The 24,160-nt window shown below is 69.7% G+C and carries 18 protein-coding genes; 14 read left to right on the top strand and 4 right to left on the bottom strand.

Annotated features, from left to right (window positions below; all coding sequences use genetic code 11):
- Positions 1-17: 17 nt before the first annotated feature.
- Positions 18-1,739, bottom strand: a complete 1,722-nt coding sequence (boxC, locus tag G567_RS0112075; RefSeq protein ID WP_186814199.1) for a 2,3-epoxybenzoyl-CoA dihydrolase — start codon at positions 1,737-1,739, stop codon at positions 18-20.
- Positions 1,740-1,858: 119 nt separating this feature from the next.
- Entirely contained in the window at positions 1,859-3,478 is a 1,620-nt protein-coding gene (locus tag G567_RS0112070; RefSeq protein WP_028930187.1) for a benzoate-CoA ligase family protein, read from the bottom strand.
- 281 nt (positions 3,479-3,759) lie between these two features.
- Here G567_RS0112070 and G567_RS0112065 point away from each other — a divergent pair, with 281 nt between their 5' ends.
- The 10 genes from G567_RS0112065 to G567_RS0112020 all read left to right on the top strand — a co-directional run bounded on the left by G567_RS0112065 (position 3,760) and on the right by G567_RS0112020 (position 17,223).
- The gene (locus G567_RS0112065) at positions 3,760-4,881 is read left to right on the top strand and encodes an NDMA-dependent alcohol dehydrogenase (protein ID WP_028930186.1); all 1,122 of its coding nucleotides are present in this window, start codon (positions 3,760-3,762) and stop codon (positions 4,879-4,881) included.
- Positions 4,882-4,963: 82 nt separating this feature from the next.
- Positions 4,964-6,886 (top strand): AAA family ATPase, encoded by a 1,923-nt coding sequence (locus tag G567_RS33140; RefSeq protein ID WP_245585638.1) that lies wholly within the window; start codon positions 4,964-4,966, stop codon positions 6,884-6,886.
- Between the two features lie 294 nt (positions 6,887-7,180).
- Positions 7,181-7,771 carry an OmpA family protein gene (locus G567_RS0112055; protein ID WP_147201016.1) on the top strand — a complete coding sequence of 197 codons (591 nt, stop codon included), beginning with the start codon at positions 7,181-7,183 and terminating at the stop codon, positions 7,769-7,771.
- An 83-nt stretch (positions 7,772-7,854) separates the two neighbouring features.
- Complete coding sequence (locus G567_RS28405) at positions 7,855-9,120, top strand: polysaccharide pyruvyl transferase family protein (RefSeq protein WP_084796088.1); 1,266 nt, start codon at positions 7,855-7,857, stop codon at positions 9,118-9,120.
- 365 nt (positions 9,121-9,485) lie between these two features.
- Entirely contained in the window at positions 9,486-11,042 is a 1,557-nt protein-coding gene (locus G567_RS0112045; protein ID WP_147201017.1) for a GAF domain-containing sensor histidine kinase, read from the top strand.
- A gap of 203 nt (positions 11,043-11,245) precedes the next feature.
- Positions 11,246-12,139, top strand: a complete 894-nt coding sequence (locus G567_RS0112040; RefSeq protein WP_028930183.1) for an FAD binding domain-containing protein — start codon at positions 11,246-11,248, stop codon at positions 12,137-12,139.
- The gene (locus tag G567_RS0112035) at positions 12,136-12,654 is read left to right on the top strand and encodes a (2Fe-2S)-binding protein (RefSeq protein WP_028930182.1); all 519 of its coding nucleotides are present in this window, start codon (positions 12,136-12,138) and stop codon (positions 12,652-12,654) included. The genes G567_RS0112040 and G567_RS0112035 overlap by 4 nt, the downstream gene beginning before the upstream one ends.
- Positions 12,651-15,047, top strand: a complete 2,397-nt coding sequence (locus G567_RS28400) for a xanthine dehydrogenase family protein molybdopterin-binding subunit (protein WP_051232860.1) — start codon at positions 12,651-12,653, stop codon at positions 15,045-15,047. Before G567_RS0112035 ends, G567_RS28400 begins: the two co-directional genes overlap by 4 nt.
- Positions 15,044-16,411 carry a M20 family metallopeptidase gene (locus G567_RS0112025; protein ID WP_211223907.1) on the top strand — a complete coding sequence of 456 codons (1,368 nt, stop codon included), beginning with the start codon at positions 15,044-15,046 and terminating at the stop codon, positions 16,409-16,411. Before G567_RS28400 ends, G567_RS0112025 begins: the two co-directional genes overlap by 4 nt.
- A 119-nt stretch (positions 16,412-16,530) precedes the next feature.
- Positions 16,531-17,223 (top strand): LuxR C-terminal-related transcriptional regulator, encoded by a 693-nt coding sequence (locus G567_RS0112020; RefSeq protein WP_028930180.1) that lies wholly within the window; start codon positions 16,531-16,533, stop codon positions 17,221-17,223.
- A 184-nt stretch (positions 17,224-17,407) separates the two neighbouring features.
- On the opposite strand, the gene G567_RS28395 is transcribed toward G567_RS0112020, so the two are convergent.
- Both G567_RS28395 and G567_RS34175 read right to left on the bottom strand, forming a co-directional pair.
- The gene (locus G567_RS28395; RefSeq protein ID WP_147201018.1) at positions 17,408-18,832 is read right to left on the bottom strand and encodes a purine-cytosine permease family protein; all 1,425 of its coding nucleotides are present in this window, start codon (positions 18,830-18,832) and stop codon (positions 17,408-17,410) included.
- Positions 18,833-18,877: 45 nt separating this feature from the next.
- A complete protein-coding gene (locus tag G567_RS34175; RefSeq protein ID WP_161631697.1) occupies positions 18,878-19,747 on the bottom strand; it encodes an SDR family NAD(P)-dependent oxidoreductase in 870 nt (289 codons plus the stop codon).
- Positions 19,748-20,039: 292 nt separating this feature from the next.
- On the opposite strand from G567_RS34175, the gene G567_RS0112005 reads away from it, so the two are divergent.
- From G567_RS0112005 to G567_RS0111990, 4 genes are read left to right on the top strand one after another with little or no spacing between them, the layout of a single operon-like run.
- Complete coding sequence (locus G567_RS0112005; protein ID WP_028930178.1) at positions 20,040-21,236, top strand: Rieske 2Fe-2S domain-containing protein; 1,197 nt, start codon at positions 20,040-20,042, stop codon at positions 21,234-21,236.
- Between the two features lie 52 nt (positions 21,237-21,288).
- Complete coding sequence (locus tag G567_RS0112000) at positions 21,289-22,308, top strand: FAD-binding oxidoreductase (RefSeq protein ID WP_028930177.1); 1,020 nt, start codon at positions 21,289-21,291, stop codon at positions 22,306-22,308.
- Positions 22,309-22,360: 52 nt separating this feature from the next.
- Complete coding sequence (locus G567_RS0111995) at positions 22,361-23,236, top strand: VOC family protein (RefSeq protein ID WP_028930176.1); 876 nt, start codon at positions 22,361-22,363, stop codon at positions 23,234-23,236.
- Between the two features lie 28 nt (positions 23,237-23,264).
- A complete protein-coding gene (locus G567_RS0111990) occupies positions 23,265-24,137 on the top strand; it encodes an alpha/beta fold hydrolase (protein WP_051232854.1) in 873 nt (290 codons plus the stop codon).
- Positions 24,138-24,160 lie beyond the last annotated feature (23 nt).

Below are 24,160 nucleotides of genomic sequence, written 5' to 3'. Positions count from 1 at the left end.
TCAGTCCTCTGCTCGCGTCAGACGCGCTTGCGGTCGAAATCGGCCTTGCGTCCGGTGCCGTAGCGGCGCAGCGCGCCCTCGGGGCCGGACGCGCTGGGCCGAGTGAAGATCCAGTTCTGCCAGGCGGTGAGCCGGCCGAAGATGCGCGTCTCCATGGTTTCGGGGCCGACGAACCGCAGGTTGGCCTCCATCCCGGTGAGCGCGTCCGGAGACAGCGACGCCCGCTCCTCGAGCATGATCCGGATCTCGTCGTCCCAGTCGATGTCGTCCGGCGCGTCGGTCACCAGCCCGAGCTCGAACGCCTCCCGCGCCTCGATCCGCCGCCCGATCTCCTGGCGCAGCTTGGCCACATGATCATCGTCCCCGTAGAACCGGGACGCGAGCCGGGACAGGCCGTTGCCCATCGGGAACACGCCGAAGTTCGACTCGCTGAGCAGGATCTGCGCCTCGTCGGACTGCTCGCCGGCATCCTCGTCGAGCGTGCCGTCGAGCATGTACTGCCGGTCGCAGGCCAGTGCCAGCTCCAGCAACGCACCTGCGAAGCACGAGCCCGGCTCGATCAGCGCGATCAGCGACCGGGAGGTGACGTCCAGCCGCTTGAGCACGCGCTTGAAGTAGTGCCGGATCTCGCCGACCAGCCAGTCGTCCCGGCTGTGCTGCGCGATCAGCCGCTCCAAGGCCAGCGCGTCCCCGACGTCGCCGCGGGTGCGGATCACCCAGGTACCCAGCTCCAGCTCGTTGATGCGCAGCCGCAGGATCAGGTCGTCCAGCTCGCGGGCCATCGCCAGCGGCCAGAACGTGTCACCCAGCTCGTGCACCCGCGACAGGGACTCGGGAACCCCGCCCGACGGTCCGTCGATGGTGATCTCCACAAGGCCCTGCGCGCGGTCGAAGCGGGCCTGGACGTGCCGGTAGCGGATGCCGTCGGCGGTCGCCTCCCGCTGTAGCGGGGTGAGCGCGATGCCCCGGGCCCCGCTGTCCGGGCGCGGGCGGTTGGAGCGGGCCGCCGCCTCGGCGGCCCGCTCGCGCACCGTGGAGTCCCAGGCCCGCTTCGGGATCGTCTCGTCGACCAGCTTCCACTCCACGGCCTGCCGGCCGCGGATGCCCTCGGACCGCGTCGAGAACACGTCGGCCCGGTCCTTGCGAACCCGCCGCTTGTCGATCACCCGGGTCAACCCGCCGGTCCCGGGCAGCACGCCCAGCAGCGGGACCTCCGGCAGCGAGACCGACGAGGAGTTGTCGTCGATCAGCAGGATCTCATCGCAGGCGAGCGCCAGCTCGTACCCGCCGCCCGCCGCGCTCCCGTTGACGGCGGCGAGATAGGTCTGCCCGGAGTGCTCGGTCGCGTCCTCGATGCCGTTGCGGGTCTCGTTGGTGAACTTGCAGAAGTTCACCTTCCACGGATGGCTGCTCTGCGCCAGCATCCGGATGTTCGCCCCGGCACAGAAGTTGCGGTCCTTGCCGCTGGTCACCACGACCGCGCGGACCTGCGGGTGCTCGAAGCGCAGCCGCTGCGTCGCGTCGTAGAGCTCGATGTCTACCCCGAGGTCGTAGGAGTTCATCTTCAGCTCGTAGCCGGGGACCAGCCCGGCCGACTCGTCGACGTCCAGCCGCAGCCAGGCGAGGTCGCCGTCGATCTCCAGCTGCCAGTGCCGGTAGCTCTCCGGGGTCGCGTCGAAGGAGACCTTCGGGATCGGGGCCGCGTCCGGGTCGACCGGCGCGCCTTCGGTCATCGTCATGGGAGCCTCCTGCGCTCGTGCGCGGTCGGATTCACCATCACTCTACAATACAGGAGCAAAGGAGTGGGGGTTATGTAGAACGTTGTCCCGGAGGCAGACCCGATGAGCCGGGAAGTGGATCAGGTCTGCGCCGCGGCGGCGGGTTTCGGAGGCGGCGCGGAGCCCGCGAGAGCGCGCAGCCGGTAGCGCTGGATCTTCCCGGTCGCGGTCTTGGGCAGCTCGGCGAGCGTCACCACCCCGCGGGGACGCTTGAACGCGGCCAGCCCGGCCCGGCAGAACGCGACGACCTCGTCCGGGTCGACCACCGCGCCGGGCCTTGGCACGACGTAGGCGATCGGCTTGTCCAGCCCGTCGGCGTCGGGCACCCCGATCACGACGGCCTCGGCCAGGTCCGGGTGTTCGAGCAGCCGCGACTCCACCTCGGAAGGGCTGACCCAGATCCCACCGACCTTGAGTACGTCGTCGGCGCGCCCGAGGCAGGTGTAGCTGTCGTCGTCGTTGCGGACGTACTGGTCACCGGTGCGCATCCACTCGCCGTGGAACACCGCCCGGTTGACGTCGGTGCGACACCAGTATCCGGTGCAGATCGAGTCGCCCGAGATGTAGAGCATCCCGGGTTCGCCGGCCGTCTCGATGACGGTGCCGTCGGGGTGGCGCAGCTGCACCCGATACCCGGGCACCGGATATCCCGAGCTGCCCGGCACGACCTTGCCCGGGATGTTGGAGATGAAGATGTGCAGCGCCTCGGTGGACCCGATGCCGTCGAGCACCTCGAAGCCGAACCGCTCGCGCACGCCGTGGAACATCCGCGCCGGCAGCGTCTCGCCCGCCGACACCCCGTTGCGCACGGTCGCGAACGCGTCGGGCGGCACGGTGTCCGCGCCCGCGGCGAGCAGCGGGCCCCAGAAGCTGGGGACGGCGAAGAACAGCGTGACCCCGTGCGCGCGGGTCAGCTCGGCATACCGCGCCGGGTTCGGCCGGGACGGTTCGAGCACCGCGGACGCGCCGACCGAGAGCGGGAAGAACATCGAGTTGCCGATCCCGTAGGCGAAGAACAGCTTGGCCACCGAGAGGCAGACGTCGTCGGGGCGGAGGCCCAGGACCTGCTGACCGTAGGTCTCGGCGACATGGCGGATGTCGTGGTGGCGGTGCATGGCCCCCTTCGGGGTTCCCGTCGTCCCCGACGTGTAGAGCCACAGCGCGGGCGACTCGGCCCAGGTGCGGTACGGGGTGGTGACGGGCGAGTCTGCGCCGGCGGCGAGCAGCTGCCGCCAGGTCAGCCCCGTGACGCCGCGGCCGAGCACGCGGGAGTCGGGGCCATCGGCTCCGGTGAGCACGACGTGGCGCAGATCGGGCGCGCCCGCCGCGGCCGTGTGCACGACCTCGGTGAACTGGTGGCTGCCCAGCAGGACCCGGGCCCGGGAATCCCGGACGAGAGTGCCCAGCTCCGGACCGGTCAGCATCGTCGAGGACGGCACCGCGATCGCACCGAGATACATCGCGGCCAGGATGCCGGTGAACAACTCGACGTCATCGACCATGCACAGCAGCACCCGTTCCTCGGGGCGGACGCCGATGGCGGCCATACCGGCGGCGACCCGCCGGACCTCGGCGGCGAGCTCGGCATAGGTCAGGGTGCCGCCCGGGTGATGGACGGCGACGCGGTCGCCGTCGCCGGCGGTGACCCGGCGATCGAGGAGGTATTCCGCGGCGTTGAAGGCATTGAACAGTTCGGGCATACGGGACGCTCCGCTTCGGGTTGGAGTACAAAAACTCTACTGCGTGATCGCGTTTCGGCAATGTTCAGTAGAAGATCTCGAACCAAGATCGCATCTCCAGATGGGCTCGTCCTTTGGGTTAGGACGCGCTTCACAACGGCATGCGCATGCTGCTACGAATGGGCCGTGGCGCGGTGCGCAACGCGGTCGCCGACACGCTCTCCTACCTGCTGTGGGCGCGCCACCGTCGAGCTGCACGAGAATCCGAGAACGGCCCGTGAGGGCCGATGTCAGGAGGGGTGATGAAGACCAAGGCCGCCGTCCTGCGGGAAGTGGGCAAGCCGTTCGAGATCGAGGAGCTCACGCTCGACCCGCCCAAGGAGGGCGAGGTCCTGATCAAGTACGTCGCCGCCGGTCTCTGCCACTCCGACGAGCACCTGCGGCACGGCGACATCGTGCCGCGGTTCCCGATCGTCGGAGGCCACGAAGGTGCGGGGATCATCGAGGAGGTCGGCCCGGGCGTCACCCGGCTCAAGCCCGGCGACCACGTCATCTGCTCGTTCCTGCCCGTCTGCGGGCACTGCCGCTTCTGCGCCAGCGGCATGACCAACCTGTGCGACCAGGGCGCCACCATCCTCGACGGATGTCTGCCCGACGGCACCTACCGGTTCCACTCCGACGCCGGTGAGGACCTCGGCGGGATGTGCATGCTCGGCACGTTCTCCGAGCGCGCCACGGTCTCGCAGAACTCCTGCATCAAGGTCGCCGACGACGTGCCGCTGAACACGGCCGTGCTGATCGGCTGCGGCGTGCCGACGGGCTTCGGCTCGGCGGTGCACGCGGCCGCCACCGAGCCCGGGGACACGATCGCCATCTACGGCGTCGGCGGCATCGGCATCAACGCGGTGCAGGGTGCGGCGCTGGCCGGTGCGGCCAACGTCGTCGCCATCGACCCGCTCGCGAACAAGCGCGAGATGGCCGAGCGGGTGGGCGCCACCCACTCCTGCGCCACCGCCGAGGAGGCCCACGAGCTCATGCAGCAGCTCACCCGCGGGGTCGGCGCCGACAAGGCGATCGTCACCGTCGGGGTGGTGGACTCGGCCGTCGTGACGAACGCGTTCAACGCCATCCGCAAGGGCGGCACCGTGGTGGTCACCGGGCTGGCCGACCCGGCCAAGACGACCATCGAGCTGTCGGGCTCGGTGCTCACCCTGTTCGAGAAGCGCATCCAGGGCTCGCTGTTCGGCTCGGGAGACCCGTTCAAGGACATCCCGCGGCTGGTCGACATGTACCAGGCGGGCCAGCTCAAGCTCGACGAGCTGGTCACCAACACCTACAGCCTGGAAGAGGTCAACAAGGGGTACGACGATCTCATCAACGGGGTGAACGTCCGTGGCGTGATCATCCACGACCCCAACGCCTGATCCGTCTCTGATCGATCCCGTCCGTGCCGGGTCCCGCAGCGGGACCCGGCACGGACGCTTTGTAGGAAAGGTGCTCCACGACGTGTCGCCCGCAGTGTCCTCCGGATTGTCGCCCGCGCTCGGGAACCGCACGCCCGTCCCGATCGTCGGCCTGCGCCGCGAGCGCGAGGTGCTCACCGTCGCGCTGGCGACGGGCCGGCACGTCGTCATCGAGGGCCCGCCCGGCACGGGGAAATCGACCCTGCTGCGGGCCATCGCCCGCGATGCCGGTCAGGACGTGGTGTTCGTCGAGGGCAACGCGGAGCTGACCCCGGCCCGGCTCATCGGCGCGTTCGACCCGTCGCAGGTCCTCGCCGAGGGTTACCTGCCTGCGAGCTTCGTCGACGGGCCGTTGCTCACCGCGATGCGCGGCAGTGCCGATGCGCTCTCCGGCAAGCCTCCGAGCGGTGGACTGCTCTACCTCGAGGAGCTCAACCGGGTTCCTGAGGAGACACTCAACGTCCTGATCACCGTGCTCACCGAGGGCGAGATCGCGGTCCCCCGGCTGGGCACGGTGCGCGCCGGGTCGAAGTTCCGGCTCATCGCCGCGATGAACCCGTTCGACGCGATCGGCACCGCCCGGGTCAGCCAGGCGATCGCCGACCGGATGTGCCGGATCGTCCTCGGCTACCAGGACGAGGCCGCCGAACGCGCGATCACCGGTTCGGTCAGCGGCGTGCAGGGCCCGGTCACCGATCTCGCCGTCGCGCTGACCAGGGCCACCCGCGAACACCGCGACGTCCGGATGGGATCGTCGGTGCGCGGCGCGATCGACCTGAGCCTCGTGCTCACCGGGTTGGGGGAGCTGCGCGGTGAGCGCGCCCCGGCCCGCGAGACTGCGCGCGATGCCGCATACGCCGCGCTCTCGGGCCGGATCCGGATCGCCGACGGCGTCGACCGGACCCCGGAGTCGGTGATCGACGAGCTGCTCGACCGGTTGTGGCCCGAGGACGCGCCGCAGCCGCCGGACGCGGAGCCCGACTCCGGAGGCGACCAGGGAAAAGCTGACGGCCCGCCGCCGGGCGCGGCGGGCCGTTCCCCGGAGCGCCCGCACCGCAACAGGGGCGAGCGCACGCTCGGCCGCGGTGAGCTGGGCGCGCGGCACGAGCAGTTCCAGGACATCTCCCCGGAGCTCGGCGAGCTCGACGCCGAGGCCTTCGACCAGGCGCTCGCCGCCGACCCGGAGGCCGCGGCCGGGTTGCTCGCCGACCTCGCGGTGGCCACGGACGCGCAGCTGCGCGCCGCCGCGCGCCGGCTCGCCGGGCGGGTGTTCATCCAGCTGGGCAGGGTTGGTCCGGCGAAGGCGCGCGGGACCCGCAGGATGGGGCCCGCCCGCGGCGGCGAGGGGGACCTCGACCTCGACCGCACCCTGGAGCGCTGGCAGCCCGGGATCACGCGGCGGCCCGCTCCCGAGGACCTCATCACCCGCACCTGGACGGCCCATCGCCGCGCGATCTGCCTCGTCGTGGACATCAGCGGGTCGATGCAGGGACTGGCCGTCGCGCTCGCGGCGGCCGCGGCGGCCGGGGTGGTGCTGGCCGGCGAGACCGGGGGCGCCAAGCTCGAACCGGGGGTGCTGGCGTTCAGCGCCGGCGTGCGGACGTTGCAGCGCCAGGGGGTTCGCCGCCCGCCCGAGGAGCTGATCTCCGAGCTCGTCGGGCTGCGCGGGCACGGCACCACGGATCTCGCCGCGGGACTGCGCGAGGCGTCGGCCCAGCTCGCCGGCGCGGTTGCCGAGGAGCGGATGGTCGTGTTGCTGTCGGACTGCCTGCACACCGCGGGCGACGACCCGTTGACCGCGCTCGGCGGGATCGATCGGCTGCACGTGCTCGTTCCGCTGCCCGGCGGGGATGCCGCCGACGCCGAGGCCGCCGCCGCCGCGCTCGCCGCGCGCGGCGGGGGGATCAGCCAGCCGGTGCGCCGGCTGGCCGATGTCGCCCCCGCGCTGACCCGGATCCTGAGCTGAGGAGCACGTATGAGGGTCGCGCCGTAGCGGAGCGCGGGGAGGTGCTCGCTGCCCGTGCGGGTCGTGACCACCCCGTTCCTTCCCCGTTCGGCGAAATGTCCACCGTAACCGTCCGCATGACTGTCCGTTGTGCTTGGTGCATGTGATCGGTTGTGGTCGGTGGGCGAGGGGGGTTCTGGCCGATTCGCCCGACTCGGCGGCCGGAATCTGGTTTGTCGCGGCTGATCGTCGTCGCGGCAAATCCTGCGGGCGCTCCGCTCTGGCTGTGTGGCCGACCGGTGCAACGAGACGCGAATGACGAAGGAGAGTCGAACGATGCGACGGACCGTACTGGGTGTCATTGTCTCTGCTGCGGTGACGATGGCCGTGGCGGCGGGCTGCTCGGGCGCGGAGGACGCGGTGTCGTCCGCGAAGGACGCCGCCGGTGCGGCACAATCGGCCGCGCAGGGCGCATCGGACGCGGCGCAGGGCGCGGCTGACGCTGCGAAGAACGCGGCGGGGCAGGCCTCGGATGCGGTGGGTGCCGCCGGCGGCGCGATCGACGCTTCGATCCAGCAGCTGCAGGGCAAGGTGGCGGACCTGGTGAAGGCTCAGCCGGTGACATTCGGCCCGGAGAGTGCCGAGCTGTCCGGCTCCGACCAGAAGACGCTGCAGCAGATCGGGACGTTGCTGAAGGGAAGCAACGCGAAGATCACGGTGGAGACCCACGCGGGCTACGACGACGCCCGGAAGGCACAGGAGCTTTCCGAACAGCGCGCCGAGGCCATCTCCACGGCCCTGCAGGAGGCCGGGGTGAGTGCCGACCAGGTGAAGACCAACCCGACCGGCAACACGACCGCCAAGGGCGACGAGGCGCTGAAGACCACCTTCAATATCACCTCGTAGCCTCGTCCCGGCTCGAGGCACGGGTATCGGTGGGTGTGGCGCTCCGCCCGGGGCGCCCGCCCGCGAGAAGCGATGGGAGACCGATGACGCCAGCGGGTGAACGGCCCTGCTACTACCTGGTCGGCTCGACTGGTTTCCCGAACTACGGCGACGAGCTGGTCGCGGCGACATGGCTGCGCCATCTGGCGGCTGTCGCGCCCGACGCGGACGTGTGGCTGGATTGTCAGGAGCCGGCCAGCGCGGCCGTACTGCTGGACGGGCTGCACCCGCGGGCGCGGTTCGTGGACACGTTGTGGCGGCTGTGTCGTGCCGCGCCGGACCGCGAGCCGTGGCAGATCGCCGCCTGGGTGCAGCGGGCGATCCGCGATCCGGGGATGGCGCCCCGCTGGGTGATCGGAGTCGAGCTGCTGGCTCGTGCCCAGGTGGTGCATCTCATCGGCGGCGGCTACATCACCGACCTGTGGCCCGACCGGCTCGGCCTGTTGGCCGGCGCGGCCGCCGCGGCCGCCCGGTCCGGGGGTCGTGCGGTGATGACAGGGCAGGGTCTGGCTCCGGCCACAGCCGACACCGAGGCGCTGCTGCGCGCGCTGGTCGAGCGCTTCGACGTGGTCGACGTGCGCGACCGGTACTCGCTCGAGCTGGCCGGTGGCGGTGCGGTGCTGAGCTGCGACGATGTGTTCCTGGGGATCGCCGAGGGGCTTGCCGACGTGGTCGATCCCACCGCCGGGGCTCCGTCGTACATGCTGTGCCTGCAGGCGGACGCCACCGAAGTCAGCAGCAGCCGGCTTGCCGCCGACACCCTCGACGTGCTGCGAGCCTGGGAGGTGGCACCCGAGCAGGTCGGCGTCGTCGAGGGGATCCCCGGCCTGGACCGGGAGGTGTACGCGCTGCTCGAACACCAGCTCCCGGGCGCGACGTTCTACCCGTTCAGCGCGGTCTGGGAGCGCGGGCTGCCGCTGCACCACGACCAGACCTGGATCAGCACCCGGTTCCACTTCCATCTGCTCGCCGCTGCGGCGGGCGCCCGCGGGGTGGCCGTGGCCGTGCACCCGGACTACTACACGGCCAAGCACCAGTCCCTGATCGACCTTGGCTCCGGCTGGGAGCTGCGCGACCCGATCTCTGCGGCCGGGCCCCCGCACCACCCGAGCGGCGGGGGTTTCCCTGCGGATGTACGCCGCCGCTGCGGGGCTGAGAAGGCCGCGCTGGCCCGGAGCATCTACCCGGCCCCCGCCGCCGCGCCGGCCAACGGTCATCGGCCCTCCGGCGCCGCGGCGGGGTCGACCGCGGAGGCCGTCGGCCCCCGGTCGTTCTGGGCGCGCATCAGCCGAGCCAGGCCCGAGGTCTGAGCCTGCACCTGGCGATGGTCCGAACTCCACTCGGAGCCCGGTCGTGCCGACCCCTCCGGGGCGGCACACCCGCGGACGGGCCGGCTGGCGGTGCCTTTCGTCGAAGGGCTACTCGGCCCGTGCCTGACGCGCTCGAGCGAGCCTGCAGACGCTCCAGCCGATTCCTGCCCGGAGGTTGGTGGGACGCTCGGCTCACAGGTAGCTTTCACACATCGTGGCGATGTGACGCTCGCGTATCACCGTTACGGGCGTTGCATAATAGAAGGTGGTCCGCTACAGGCCCGACGGGCGGGTGAGGTGGAGGCCGGCGTGCTGAGGAGCTGCAACGCGTCGCCGACAGCGGTCGGGTGCGAGGTGTGGGCTACATGATCAATGAGAGCCGCGGCGGGCGTTCACCGGAGACCGGCAGAGGTGACACCGCGGCGCGGCTGCGGGCCCTGAACACCGCCGCCGCGGCGATCAACGGCAGCCTCGGTGCGGGCGAGATCATCGACAGTGCGGTCGGGTCGCTACTAACGGTGACCGGGCTCGACAGCGGGGTGATCTATTGGTTCGACCGGGAGCAAGACCTGCTCATCGGCCGCGGTGCGAAGGGTTTTCGGAACGGGTTGCAGCCGGGCATCGACGTTCATGGCAAATCGTCGCGAAGCTTGCCGAGCCGGGCATTCCGAGCGTCCGAGCCGCTTCTCTTCGACGCCGATGACGCTCGGGCCGGTTATGCGATCGTCACGGAACGCGAACGCCGTTGCATTGTCCCGGAGGAGATCCGGACCGCCGCCTTCGTGAAGATCGGCTCAGGTTCTGCGGCGCATGGCGTGCTGGCGTTGTGCGCACACGGCGTCCCGCGAAAGCTCGACGAGGAGTGGGTCGAGCTCTTCTCGATGGTGGCCAGTCAGATCGACATCGCCCTGGAGCGGGCGAAGTCGCACGAGGGCGTCCAGGCGCGCGCTGCCGAGATCGCGAACCTGTACGAGATCGGCCGTCGGCTGGACGGGTTCGACGGGGGCACGGCGCTGTCCGGGGTGCTTGACTTCGCCTGCCGGAGCTTCGGTTTCGAACGCTGCGAGGTGGACGGCTTCGGCGGCGTCCGGTCGTCCGACGAACCAGTCGGCCGGACGCCGTTATCGAGCACCCAGCTCGCGCTGCCCCTCGTCGTCGGCAGTCATCGCCTGGGGCAGCTGCTCATCGATTGCGGCGCCGAGCCCAGCCTGCGGGACCAGCGGGTCGGCCGGGCGATCGCGGAGCTGGTCTCGGTCGCGGCTTGGCGGCAGCAACGCTACCGGGAGAGCAAGCAGGCCGGAGCCGCCGAGCAGCAGGGCCGGCTGGCGCGAGAGATTCACGACGGCATCGCCCAGCGATTCTATGCCATCCAGCTCAACTTGACGGCCGCCGCAAGTGCCGCCGACGAGCCGGAGGGCCATCAGCAGTACCTCGACCAGGCGCTGCACAACGCACAGCGGGGCGTCGAGGAGTCGCGTCGGTGGATCCGCAGCCTCCGGCAACCGCTGGGGAGCCGCGGTCGCCTCGGTGAGGACCTCGCGGCGGTCGCCGACGAGTTCGTGGCCAACTTCCGCCTGCCGTGCGAGCTGAACGTCTTCGGTCCGGAGGCACCGCTCGACGGGGCGACCCGGCGGGCGGTGGCCCGGGGCGTGCAGGAGCTGTTGCACAACGTCGGCAAGCACGCGGATGCGGCGAGCGTGCGGGTTGATGTCCGGTTCGACTCCGGGCATCTCGAGGTCACCGTCACCGACGACGGTCGTGGCTTGGACACCACCCGGCAGCACGGGTTCGGGCTGCTCGGGGTCCGCGAGCGAATGGCCGAGGTCGGGGCGCACTTCGCGATCTCCGGCCGTCCGGGCCGGGGCACCACCGCGCTCCTGCGGGTCCCCCTGCTGCACCCGGTGCCGTTGCTCTCGCCGTAGGGCACGGCCCAGCTCGTGGGTCGGCCGTCCAGCCGGGCGGTCATGGTCCGGGTGGCCCGCCGAGAACGGCTGGATGGACAGTAGGCAGCCGGGGAGCGCGATCTTTAGCCTGGCTCGACGAGATCGTGCGCGTGCAGCCGTCGTCGTATTCCCGGTCAAGGAGGACTTCGCGTGCAACCCATCAGCAGCGTTCGGAATTTGTGATGCGGCCGGCCCGATTCGACTATCTCGCTCCCACCAGCGTGGCCGACGTCGTCTCGGTGCTCGGCGCCGACGACTCCGCGAAAGTGCTGGCCGGCGGCCAGAGTCTGGTTCCGCTCATGAACCTCCGGCTCGCCGCGCCGACCCAGCTCGTCGACATCAACCAGGTCGCCGAGCTGGATTTCCTTCGGGTCGCCGATGGTGACCTACACCTGGGCGCGCTGATCCGCCACCGCCGACTCGAGTTCGATCCCGAGGTGGCTCGCGTCGCACCGATCCTGGCCGAGGCCGCGGGGCTGATCGGCCATCCGCAGGTGCGCAACCGTGGCACCGTCGGCGGCTCGCTCGCCCACTCCGACCCCTCGGCCGAACTCGGCTGCGCGCTGCTCGCCCTCGATGCCGAGGTGACGGTCCAGGGCGGGACCGGGCGCCGCTCCCTGCCGATCGCGGAGCTGTTCGACGGCTTCTTCACCACGACCCTGGAAGATGACGAGCTCATCTGTCAGGTCCGGGTTCCCGGCACCGTCCCTGGGCGCGGTTGGGTGATACAGGAGTACGCGCCCCGAGCCGGGGACTTCGCGGTGGCGAGCGTGGCCGCGTGCATCGACCTGGCCCCCGGAGGCGGCTGCGTCCGGGTGCGGGCGGCGGCTGGCGGCGTCGGGCCGACGCCGATCGACCTCGGCTCCGCGCTGGGCGAGCTGGTCGGCGAGACCGAGCTGAGCGAGGGTCTGTTGCGCCACGTCGCGTCCCGCGCGGCCGAGGTCATCCGCCCTGCCGCCGACCTGCGAGCCAGCGCCGAGGACCGGCGCGACCTGCTTCAGGTGTTACTCGTCAGGGCGCTGCCGGCCGCGTGGACGCGTGCCGCCGGCAGCCTCTCCAACGGAGGCGCACGATGAGAGAGATCGCACTGCTGGTGAATGGGGAGCCGGTCTCGGTGGAGGTCGATCCTCGCGAGCACCTGGCGGATGTCCTGCGGGACCGCCTGGGGTTGACCGGCACCCACAAGGCGTGCGAGCAGGGCGCGTGCGGTGCTTGCACCGTGCACCTCGACGGCACCCCGGTGCTGTCCTGCCTGCTGTTCGCCGTGCAGGCCGACAACCGGTCGGTCACCACCGTCGAAGGCGTCGGCACCACCGAGGATCTGGCCCCGATCCAGCGCGCCCTGTCCGAGCGGCACGGCCTGCAGTGCGGCTTCTGCACCCCCGGAATGATCATGCAGGCACTCGACGTGGTCGGCCGGGCCAACGGTGGGCTGACTCCCGAGCGGGTCCGCCACGAAATGTCCGGGAACCTGTGCCGGTGTACGGGTTACGTCTCCATCGTGGACGCTGTCCTCGATGCCGCGGCCGAGAGCAGCTCGGTCGCGGCTGTCCCGGACAACGAGCCGACCCAGGCGGAGGTGTCGGGATGATCGGCGAGCGGGTTACACGCAAGGAGGACGTCCGGTTCCTCACCGGAGCGGGACGCTACCTGGCGGATCTCCGACCGGCCGGGCTGAAGCACGCCGCGATCCTGCGCAGCCCGGTGGCGCACGCCCGGGTCAACGGCATCGACACGACCGCGGCGAAGGCCCTCCCCGGTGTCGTCGCGGTGTTCACCGCGGCCGATCTGAAGGAGCACAGCCGGCCGCTGTCGCATCGGCTTGCGGTTCCCGGTATCCGCCCACTGGAGTGGTACTGCCTGGCCGACGAGAAGGTTCGCTACGTCGGCGAGCCCCTCGCGGTCGTGGTGGCCGAGAGCCGGTACGTCGCCGAGGATGCCCTGGAGCTCATCGAGCTGGATCTCGACGAGCTCGATGTCGTGACCGACGTGCGCGCGAGCCTGGGCGACGACGGCGAGGAGTCGGCGCCGCTGCTGTTCGAGGAATGGGGCGACAACGTCTTCTACGCCGGCGGTTTCGCCAACGGCGACTTCGACGCCGCGGTCGCGCGGGCGGACGGCGTGCTGCGTGAGACCATCGCCCACCATCGGATCGTGGGTCTTCCGCTGGAGGGCCATGGTGCCTGCGGCCACTTCGACCGCACCCGCGGGGAGCTGCTGCTCTACAGCTCCAACCAGCAACCGCACAACCTGCGGACCGTGGTCGCCGACGTCACCGCCCTCCCGCTGGAGAAGGTCCGGGTGATCGCGCCCGATATGGGCGGTGGTTTCGGCAACAAGCAGCACTTCCACCGCGAGGAGCTGCTGATCGCCGTCGTCGCCACGCTCGTGCCGGACCCGGTGACCTGGTCCGCGGACCGCAGCGAGTCGCTGACCGGTTCCGTGCAGTCCCGGCAGCAGGAGCACGATGTGGAGGTCGCCTACCGCTCGGACGGCCGGGTCCTGGGCGTGCGGACCCACGTGATCGCCGATCTCGGCAGCCCGACGCTGTACTTCAGCAGCATCGGCCCGGCGCTGATCACCACCTCGATGCTGCCCGGCACCTACGACATCGAGGCGTTCGAGTACCGGCTCACCGGCGTCGCCACCAACAAGCCCCCGATGGGCGCCTACCGCGGCTTCGGACAGCCACAGGCCAACTTCACGATCGAGCGGGTCATGGACCTGGTCGCCGACGCGACCGGGGTCGACCCCGCCGACGTCCGCCGCCGGAACATGGTCCCGGACGCGCCGCGCCCGTACTTCAGTGCCACCGGCAACCGGTACGACACGCCGAGCTTCCACGAGCAGATGGAGGTCCTGCTCGACGAGCTGGACTATCCGGCGGTCCGGCGTGACCAGGAGGAGGCCCGCCGCGAGGGCCGGCTCGTCGGGGTCGGCCTGGCGAACCTCGTCGAATGCAGCACCGCCAACCTCTTCGGGTTCTGCAGCCAGTTCGGCGGCTACGAGATGGCGTCGGTGGTGGTGCAGCCCAACGGCCACGTGAGCATCAACTGCGGCACCAAGTCGCAGGGCCAGGGGCATCAGACCATCTACGCGCAGATCGCCGCGGACGTGCTCACGATTCCGATGAGCGCCATCGACGTCTCCGACGGCGACACCGCCCTGCTCCCGCACGGGATGGGGACCTGGGGTAGCCGGTCGGCGACCGCCGGCGGCGGTGTGGTGCTCAAGGGGACTCGACAGATCCGGGACAAGATGACCGCGATCGCCGCCCACATGCTGCGGGTGGACGGCGAGGAGGTGGAGCTGAGCGAGGGGACCTTCTCGGCCGGAGCCGGCCGGGTGACGTTCGCGGAGGTCGCGCACGCCGCCTACCTGCAGACGTTCCTGCTGCCGCCGGGGATGGATCCCGGGCTGGCCACGATCGCGAGCCTGGACCCCGGGCTGGCCGATCCGTTCCCGGATGCGACCGGGAGGATGAACGCCGGCAGCACCTTCTCCACGGCGGCCGCGGCGGCGGTCGTGGAGATCGATGCCGGTACCGGGCAGGTCGTCATCCGCAGTTTCCGCATCGTGCACGACTGCGGAACCGTGATCAACCCGCTGCTGCTGGACGGTCAGATCCAGGGTGGGTTCGCGCAGGCTCTGGGCGCGGTACTGCTCGAGGAGGTCGTTCACGACGCTCAGGGACAGCCGCTGACCAGCACGTTGCTCGACTACCTCATCCCCTCGTTCTCCGACGTGCCGCGGGTGCACACCCACCACCGGGAGCACCCGTCAGAACTGCTGGGCGGGTTCCGCGGAGCCGGCGAGGCGACCACGATCTGCGGGCCATCGGCCATCGCGAACGCCGTGCACGATGCGCTCGGGCCGCTGGGGGTGCGGGTCCTCCAGACGAACCTCTCGTCGCGGTCCATCCGGGAGATGATCCGCTCCGCCGGGGTCAAGCCGGATCCGTTCGCGCGCGCGCTCGCATCGTGACCGCGCGAGTGGAGCGGGTGCCGGGCGATCGCTCGGTTCCGGTGACCACGCGGCAGATGCCACTGGACGCCGAGCAGCGCGATCTCTACGAGCGGATCTGCCGCCACCTCGACCCGGACCGGCTGCGGGATCTGCTGGCCCGGTTGGTGGATATCCACAGCCCGACGGGAGCGGAGCGGGCGGCCGCGGAGTTCATGGCCGGCCACCTGGCGAATGAGGTGGGTGTCCGGTCGGCGTACCAGCCGATGACCGATACCAGTGGGAACGTGACCGGGGAACTGCCCGGGAGCGGCGGGGGCGCCCGGCTGCTGCTCTACGCGCCGATCGACACCCACATCGACCCGGAGGCCGACGTGCCCTGGGTCGGTCCCACGCTGCGCGCCGACATGCTTCCCCGGGCACGCGTCGAGGGCGACCTCGTCGTCGGTCTGGGCGCGGCCAACCCCAAGTGCATGGTGGCCGGGCTGACCGAGGTGCTGCACGCGGTGCGGGACGCAGGCGTCCCGCTGCTGGGCGATCTCGCGGTCGGGTTCGCTGGTGGTGGCATGCCGGCGTCAATCAGCGGGCGATACCACTCCGGCCTGAGCAACGGCGTGTACCACCTGCTGGCCCACGGAATGGCGCCGGACGTGGCGGTCGTGCTCAAGCCGTCGTGGGCCGTCTTCGCCGAGGAACCGGGCATGTGCTGGTTCAAGGTCTCGGTCCGCGGCACGTTCGGCTACGCGGGCATACCCAGAGGAACTCCCGGATTTCGCTCCTCGATCGTGCCGGCTGCCACGGTGATCCAGGAGATCGAGGCCTGGATGCCGACGTACACCGCCCGGAACACCATGGGCACCACCGCGCCCGAGGGGTGGATCTCCGCGGTACGCGCCGGGAACCCGGAGAAACCCGCATTCCCCTCGGCGACCACGGAGATCTACCTGGATCTGCGGGTGAACCCGAGGATGACCCCGGCCGGGGTGCGGCAGCAGTTCGCCGACATGATCGACCAGCTGCGGGAACGGCATCCCGACATCGAACTCGACTGGGCCATGGTCGGTTCGCTCCCCGGGGGATGGACCGATCCCGATCATTGGATCGTGCAGTCCTGCCAGCGGGGCTGGGCCGAGGTCGAGGGACGGCCGTACACGTCCACTCCGCTGGCCAGCGGACAGACCGACGGTGCGCTGATCCGCAGGCTCGGGATCCCGTGCGCGCGGATCGGTTACCCGTGGCCACCGGCGTCCACGCCGGTCGAGTTCCGCGAGGGCCTGGGCGGGATGGGCGTCGCGTCCGTCGACGACGTGATGCGCGGCGTCCGGGCCGTCGCGTACGCGGTGGTGGACACGCTCACCCGGCCGCGCGCGGAGCTCGGCCTCTGACCGGACATCGGTTGTTCCGGCCGGGTGTTAGCGTGGGGGCAACGTTGCCGGCGGGATGCCTCGAATCGCCTGCCCGGCCGGATTCGCTCATCGATGAGAACACGAGTAGGTCGAACGCTGTGGACGGTGCGCAGATCCGGATGATGGTGGTCGAGGACCATCCGATCGTCATGGAGGGGGTGAAGGCCGTTCTCGGGCGGGCCCCCGAGATCGCCATTGTCGCCACGGCGACGACCGGCACCGAGGCGCTCGCCGCGGCGGCCGAGTCCGACCCCGCGGTCGTGCTCCTCGACCTGGAGATACCGCCGCCGGCCGGGGCCGAGCTCATCCACGCGCTGGCTGCGGTCTGCTCCGCCCGAGTCCTGATCATGACCGTGATCGACGACGACGACCGGCTCGTCGAGTGTATGCGGGCCGGGGCGGCGGGCTACCTGCTCAAGGGAACGGCCATCGATGAGGTACTGCACGCGATCAAGCTGGTTCACCAGGGCGAGGTCTCACTCACCCCGGCGCTGACCCGCCGCCTGGTGACCCGGCTCGCGGCGGGGGAGCCGGCGAAGCCGGAGACGCCGGCCGAGCGGTTGTCGCTGACCGCGCGGGAGCGCGAGGTGCTCACCCACGTGATGCGCGGGCACACCAACCGTGAGATCGCGTCCAAGATGTTCCTCTCGCCGCGCACGGTGAAGGCACACCTGGCGACGGCGTTCGAGAAGCTGGAGGTTCATGACCGGACGGCCGCGGTCAGCGTCGCCATTGCGCGCGGTCTCATCGACATCGACGGACCGGACGGGCGCTCCACCGGCACCTCCTGAAGCAGGGGCGAGGGCCCGGAGACTGTGAGACCGGGCGGTGCGGTCATCACGGCCGCACCGCCCGTCGGCCGGACGTCGTCAAGTCAGGGGTTGCGCGACGTCCGGGCTCGGACTCGGATCCGCGAATAGCTGCGCGACACGGTCGATCTTCCCCCGGCTGTGCGTGCGGCTACCGCCCCGATGCTCACGAAGAGCCTCGGCTGATGACAGCCACACCGTTCGATCCGGGCTCAGCCCTGTCTGTGAACCGTTGCGCGAGTACGACCAGCAGGTACCCGACCACTGCGATCCCGAGTGAGATGATCGGAGCCAGCTGGGCGAGTAGCGGTAGTGCCTCAGCACTCTGCAGCAGCGCGATGCCGACGGCTGCCGAGAAGAGCCACACCGCCGTCGCCGGAGTCAACAGGCGTGGCTTGGTTGTTTCCGTAGCCGGTGCAAAGTTCGTCCGCATCCCACCGAACGCGACACAGGTGGCCATGATGCCACCCCAGCCGACGAAGAAGATGCCAAACCACTGCAATGTCTGCAGCAGGTAGGAGAAGACATCGGTGAGCATCAGCACCACCGCCACGACCGCCACCACGGCGACCAACAGTTTGCGCCGCACCCGCCGGCCGGTGGCTTCTTGGATAAGACGTTGAATGTTGAGCGATGAGAGGTAGAAGTTCAGCGTCTGGATCCGCATCTGGGTCACGACGATGAACACCAGACCGACTACACCCATCAACTGGACCAGCGCGATCGCGACACCGACCTCCGAGGCGGCCTCCGAGCGCGGCAGCACCGATTGGACGACGAACATGCCGATGATGCCGTTGACCACCAGAGTGATCGTGGTGAATACCGGACCGAAGGTCACCCACCGGTGGTAGCGCGCGTCCTCGTTCCTGCCGAATCGTGAGAAGTCGTTCGACACCGGAATGATCAGCCACACGCCGAGATAGATCACCACGGTGGTGACCCAGCCCGGGATCACTTGCGCCGCGGCCGGGACGACCCCTGGATACTCGAGCCAACCCGTCGGGTTGCCGTTCATCGCCGCCAGCACCACTGCCGCCAGCACGCCGGCGACGTACAGCGGAAGCAGCACTGCATTGATCTTGTCCAGCCATGTCAGGACGGCGCCCATCATCAGCGGCAGCATCCCGACCACCGCAACGACATACCAGATCCGAAGATCGCCACCCACATAGTGCTGGAAACTGACCGCGATGACGCTTCCTTCGAAAACCGTGAAGTAGATCGTCGCGATCGCGAGCAGCAGGATGATGAGGAACCGGCCCAGCTTGCCGAAGACCTGTTCCGAGGCGAGGGAACTGCCCTTCCCGGTACTGATGCCGAGTCGTACCATCGGCATGTTGAACAGCGCCATCAGTGCGGCCGACACGAGAAGGCCGATGATGGCCTGTTTCGTTCCTGCCAGCGTCGCCGCGAGCGCACCCTGGAACAAGTAGATCATGCCGACGAGCATCGCCCAGCTCGCCATGTGTACCTTGCCACGACTCAGCCGAGCCTCGGCAGGAACGACCTGGGTCGCGAAGTCGTCGTCCCGGTGTTCTTCGACGATCTGCGGCGTCGACCCGTCGCCCACTGGTGCTCTTGTGCTCATGGTTGTGTCCTCCATCTCCCTAGAGACCGCCCAGGACGTGGTGAGTCAGGCGGACGACATTCCGCCGTCGATTACCAAGAATTGACCGTTGATCTGTCCGGCCGTTTCGGAGGCGAAGAACGCCACGGCATCGGCGATCTGCTCGGCCGAGGTCAGTCGGCCGGTCGGGGTGGCCTCCAGCATCGTTTGAATCCCGGGGTGTCCCTGCTCGATCATCTGACGTACCTGCACGGTCGACACCGGGCCGGGCGCGACGCAGTTGGCGGTGATCCCGTCCTTGCCCAGTTCGAACGCGAGCTGGCGGGCCAGGCCGATGTGGCCCGCCTTGGCCGCGGAGTACGCCGCGTGGCCGTCCAGCCCGATGATCCCGGCTACCGAGGAGATGTTGACGATGCGTCCGTAGCGTTGTTCGAGCATGTGCGGGACCGCGGCACGACAGGCCAGCACCGTGCTGATCAGGTTGTCCTCCAGCTCCGCCCGAAGGTCCTTCTCGGACTTCTCGGCGAACGGCCCGAGAGCCGATCCGCTCCAGCCACCCGCGTTGTTGACCAGGACATCCATCCGGCCGAACCGATCGTGGGCGTGGGTGACAGCGCGCGCGGCGCCTCCCGGCTCAGCCAAGTCGGCCACGACTGTGGTGACGATGCCGCTCTCGGCAGCGTCGAGCTCGGCCGCCAGCTCGTCCAGAACCGGTTGCCGGCGGCCGACGAGTGCGAGCCGGAAGCCGGCGGATGCAAGCCGGTGGGCGATCGCCCGTCCGAGCGAACCCGTTGCGCCGGTGATGATGGCAACGCGCTGACTGCTTGTGCCCGTCGTCGGGCTGTCGGGACCCGGGTCGGACTGCATTTCACCCATTTCGCCTCTGTCGTCGAGTGATGTGGACGACAAAGTCCAGCACGGCCCGATGGGGTGCACCAATGGCCCATCGGCCGATATCACCCCGCCTACCCGGCCCTGCCGTGGCCCTCCTCTTCCTGGCCGAATGGCCCGCGGGAACTGATGCCGGCGAAGGGGAACGGCGAGCGTGGCCAGATGGCCAGTCGCGTGCGGAGCCCAGCGGCCACCTGGGCGGGGCCAAGTCAGGTCATCAGGCCACTGGTGGGCGTATCGCTGTTCGGGTTGTGATGGGTGCAGGTCGGATCGGCCGTCAAAGCGGCCGACGAGGACATGAATCGGAAGGGCGTGTGCGATGTCGGTGGCGAACTCGATGGACGTCGGTAGCGCGGTGAGCAAGGTGTCGAAGCGCCAGTACGAGCCGTACCTGAAGGCGTCATGGGGGCTGCTCAACCACTGGTATCCGGCACTGTTCAGCAGCGAGCTCGGTGAGAACGAGGTCAAGGGAGTCACCATCTGCGGTGTTCCGCTGATCCTGCGCCGAGTGCACGGAAAGGTCCACGTGCTGCGCGACCAGTGCGTGCACCGCGGGGTGAGGATGTCGATCCGGCCGATGTGCCTGACCGACGACACGATCACCTGCTGGTACCACGGCTACACCTACAACATGGAGACCGGCCGACTGGAGACCATCATCGCGGCACCCGACGACGAGATCGTCGGAACGACGGGAATCCAGGTGTTTCCGGTCGAGGAGGTCAACAACCTCATCTATGTCTTCGTGGGTGAGCCGGGATACGAGCCGATTCCTGAGCTGCGGCTCGATCTGCCCCCGAAGCTGGAGAACCCGGTGCACCCGGTGGCGCACCCGCTGGACACCGACACGATGATCCTGGGTGTCCGCCGAACCGCGAACGCGAACTGGCGGCTCGGCGTCGAGAACGGTTTCGACCCGGGACACCAGATGCTGCACCGGGACGCCGCAATCGTGCTCGCACGGGACACGGCCCTGCCGCTCGGTATCAACCCGACGGATCCGCGGGCCATCACCGCGTATGAGGACGAGGATGGCCCGAAGGGAATGATGAACGAGTGGAACTCGGGATTCTATGACCTGGTGATGGCCAATGAGCGGCTGAACATCAAGGCCGCCGGTAATAACCCGACGGTGGGGCTGCGCACCTCGATGTATCTGCCCGGTGTGCTGATGGTGGAGAACTGGCCGGCATACGGGCTGGCGCAATACGAGTGGTTCGTCCCGATCGATGACAAGACCCACGAGTACTGGTCGGTCATCGCGGCCAAGGCCAGCACCGAGGAGGAGCGCAAGCGCTTCCAGTACGACTTCGACTACCTGTGGCGCGACCAGGCGCTGATCGCGTTCAACGCCGACGACGTCTTCGCCCGGGAGGCGATGGAGAACTTCTACGAAGAGGGCGGCCCGGGCTGGGACGACGAGCAGCTCTGCGGGATGGACGCGATCATCGTGGCCTGGCGCAAGCTGGTCTCGCGGCACGCTCGTGAGATCCAGAAGCCGCAGCGCAACCCCAGCCCGAAGCTCGCGGAGTAACCCGGACCCACACCGCCGGCCGGCCCGATTCCCCTCGGAGGAGTCCGAAACGATGTACAACGCGAGCCTTCGGTTCTCCGACGGGCACGTCGAGACCGTCGACGTCGCGTCCGGGTGCAACGTACTGAAAGCCGCCCTGGACGCGGGAATCGGGCTGGCCTCGCAGTGCCAGTCAGGAAGCTGCGGGACCTGCGTGGCGCAGCTGCGGGACGGGCACACCGAGACGGTCCCCGGCCGGGCGAGCGCCCTGCTGGACAGCGAGTACCGGGAGGGGGGACGGCTGCTCTGCTCGACGTTGCTGCACTCCCCGGCCGAGTTCCAGCTGCCCTACCCCAGCGACGTCCTCTTCGGTGACCGGCCGAAGGTGCACACCGCCACTGTCACCGAACTGGTTCCGCTGTCGGAGACCGTGCTCGGGCTGCGGGTGCGGATCGAGGGGCAGCCACTCGGGTTCCGGGCCGGCCAATACGCCCGCATCCGGGTTCCCGGCACCCACGAGTGGCGCTCCTACTCGATGGCGGGCCCCCCGGACAACGGCTCCGACCTGGAGTTCCACGTCCGGCTGCTGCCTGACGGGCGGTTCTCGTCGTACCTGCGGGACGGCTGCACGGTGGGCACGCAGCTGGAGGTCGACGGCGCCTACGGGTCGTTCGTCCTGCGGCCCGGCAAGGACCACCATCTGTTCGTGGCCGGTGGCACCGGCCTCGCACCGATCCTCTCGATGATCGACCATCTGCGGGAACAGGGCAGCAGGCGGACCCCGGTCACCCTGTGCTACGCCTGCCGGACGGAGATCGACCTCTACTATGCGGAGGAGGTCGGTCTCCGCCCGTTGTGGATGCCGCGGATGGAGGCCCGGCTGGCGATCACGGAGCCGAGCGCCGCCGGAACCTGGACCGGCCGGGTGGGAACCCCGGTGTCGCTGATCGAGCCGCAGGACGTGGGCGAGCGGACCACGGCCTACCTGTGCGGGCCTCCAGGCATGATCGACGCCGCCCGGCACCGCCTCCGCGGTCTCGGCCTGCCCGCGGAGCAGATCCACAGTGAGCGGTTCGTGTCCAGTGAGGAGTGAACCGCCGCCGGGATCGACCTTGTCGCCAGCCACAGATCGGAAGGTTTCACCTGTGATCGTCAGACAGTTGGGCTACCTGGGACTGGCCGTCCGGGATACCGCGGCCTGGCAGAGGCTGCTCGTCGACCGGCTCGGCTGCCAGCCGGCGGTCGGCTCATCGCCGGAGAGGCTGCGGTTTCGCATCGACGACCGCAGCCACCGCATCGCCATCCAGGCGAGCGACGCCGAGCGGATCGACTACCTCGGTTTCGAGGTGGCGGATGCCGCGGCCCATACCGAGCTCGTCGAACGACTCCGGGCCGCCGGCCACCACGTCGTCGCGGGCACGGCCGAGGAGCTCGCGGACCGTCAGGTGCTCGGCCTGTCGCACACGGTGGATCCCGCCGGGTACCGCGTCGAGTTCTACTACGGCCCCACCGGAGACGAGCGGCCGTTCGTCTCCGCGCTCGGGATACCGGGATTCGTCAGCGGCGCCCTGGGACTGGGCCACGTGGTGATCGCGACCCCGAAGTACGAGCAGACGCTGCGCTTCTACCAGGACCAGCTCGGCTTCCGAGTCAGCGACCACATCACCACGGGCGGCATGGAAGCGATCTTCCTGCGCTGCAACCCACGCCACCACACCGTGGCGCTGCTGCGGTCGGCGCCGGACACCGAGGAGAGCGAGTTCCACCACTTCATGCTCGAGGTGCCGGATCTGGACAGCGTGGGCCGGGCGCACGACGACTGCGTCCAGGCCGAGGTCCCGATCTCGTACAGCCTGGGCCGGCACACCAACGACCGCATGGTGTCGTTCTATCTGCGCACCCCGTCCGGTTTCGACATCGAGTTCGGGACCGGTGGCCGGCTCGTCGACGACGCCACCTGGGACGTCGACCAGTACCGGTCGATCTCCTTCTGGGGACATCGCCCGCTGCCCACCGGCTGAATCCGACCATTCGAGAGGCGAGCTCATCGTGCGCACCATCCATTACGACCTGCTCGGGACGCAGACCCGCTACGTGGGCCGGGACCCCGACCTCCGCAGCCGGGTCCTCGAGGCGGGTGAGGGCGATGCGCTGATCCTGTTGCATGGCGGCGGCGGCCACGCCGAGACCTACAGCCGCAACCTCGTGCATCTGGGCAGCAAGCTGCGGGTGCTGGCCCCGGACTTCCTGTGGCACGGCCTCTCGGCCACGCCGGCGTACCGCGAGGGCAACTGGCTGCGTCAGTTCACCGAGCAGATCCTGCACCTGATGGACTGCGAGGGCATCGACAAGGCGAGTGTCGAGGGCGAGTCGCTGGGAGCCTGGATCGGCCTGGACATGGCGATCAACTACCCGGACCGGTTGGAGCGGCTGATCCTGAACACCGCCTGGGGTATGCGGTTCGACTCGGACTCGGTGGACGAGCGGAGCACGGACCTGTCGGACCTGCGCGCACGGTCCATCGAAGGCCTGCGGAACCTGGACGAGGCGGCGCTGCGGTCCCGGCTCGAGTGGCTCGTGCACGACCCTGCCCACGTCACCGACGAGCTCGTCGCGCTCCGTCTGAAGCTCTGGAGCCGGCCGGAGGTGCGCACGGCGCTCACGACCTACTACGAGCACGTGTTCTCCCCGGAGATGGACCCCTACCTCTTCGACGAGGACAGCCTGCGCGGCATCGGGACGCCCACCCTGGTGCTGTGGACCGAGCACAACCCGTTCCACGGGGTCGACGCCGCCCGCAGACTCGCTGAGCTGATTCCCGGCGCCCAACTGCACGTCGTGCAGGGTGCGGGGCACTGGCCCCAGTGGGAGAACCCGGAGGAGCACGACCACGTGGTCCTGGAGTTCCTGGGCATCAGGTGAACCGCTCGGGGCGGATGAGGAGA

The sequence above is a fragment of the Pseudonocardia asaccharolytica DSM 44247 = NBRC 16224 genome, assembly GCF_000423625.1.
GTDB lineage: Bacteria > Actinomycetota > Actinomycetes > Mycobacteriales > Pseudonocardiaceae > Pseudonocardia > Pseudonocardia asaccharolytica.
Note: the sequence above shows the minus strand (reverse complement) of the source record. Positions and strands in the feature narration are given on the sequence as shown.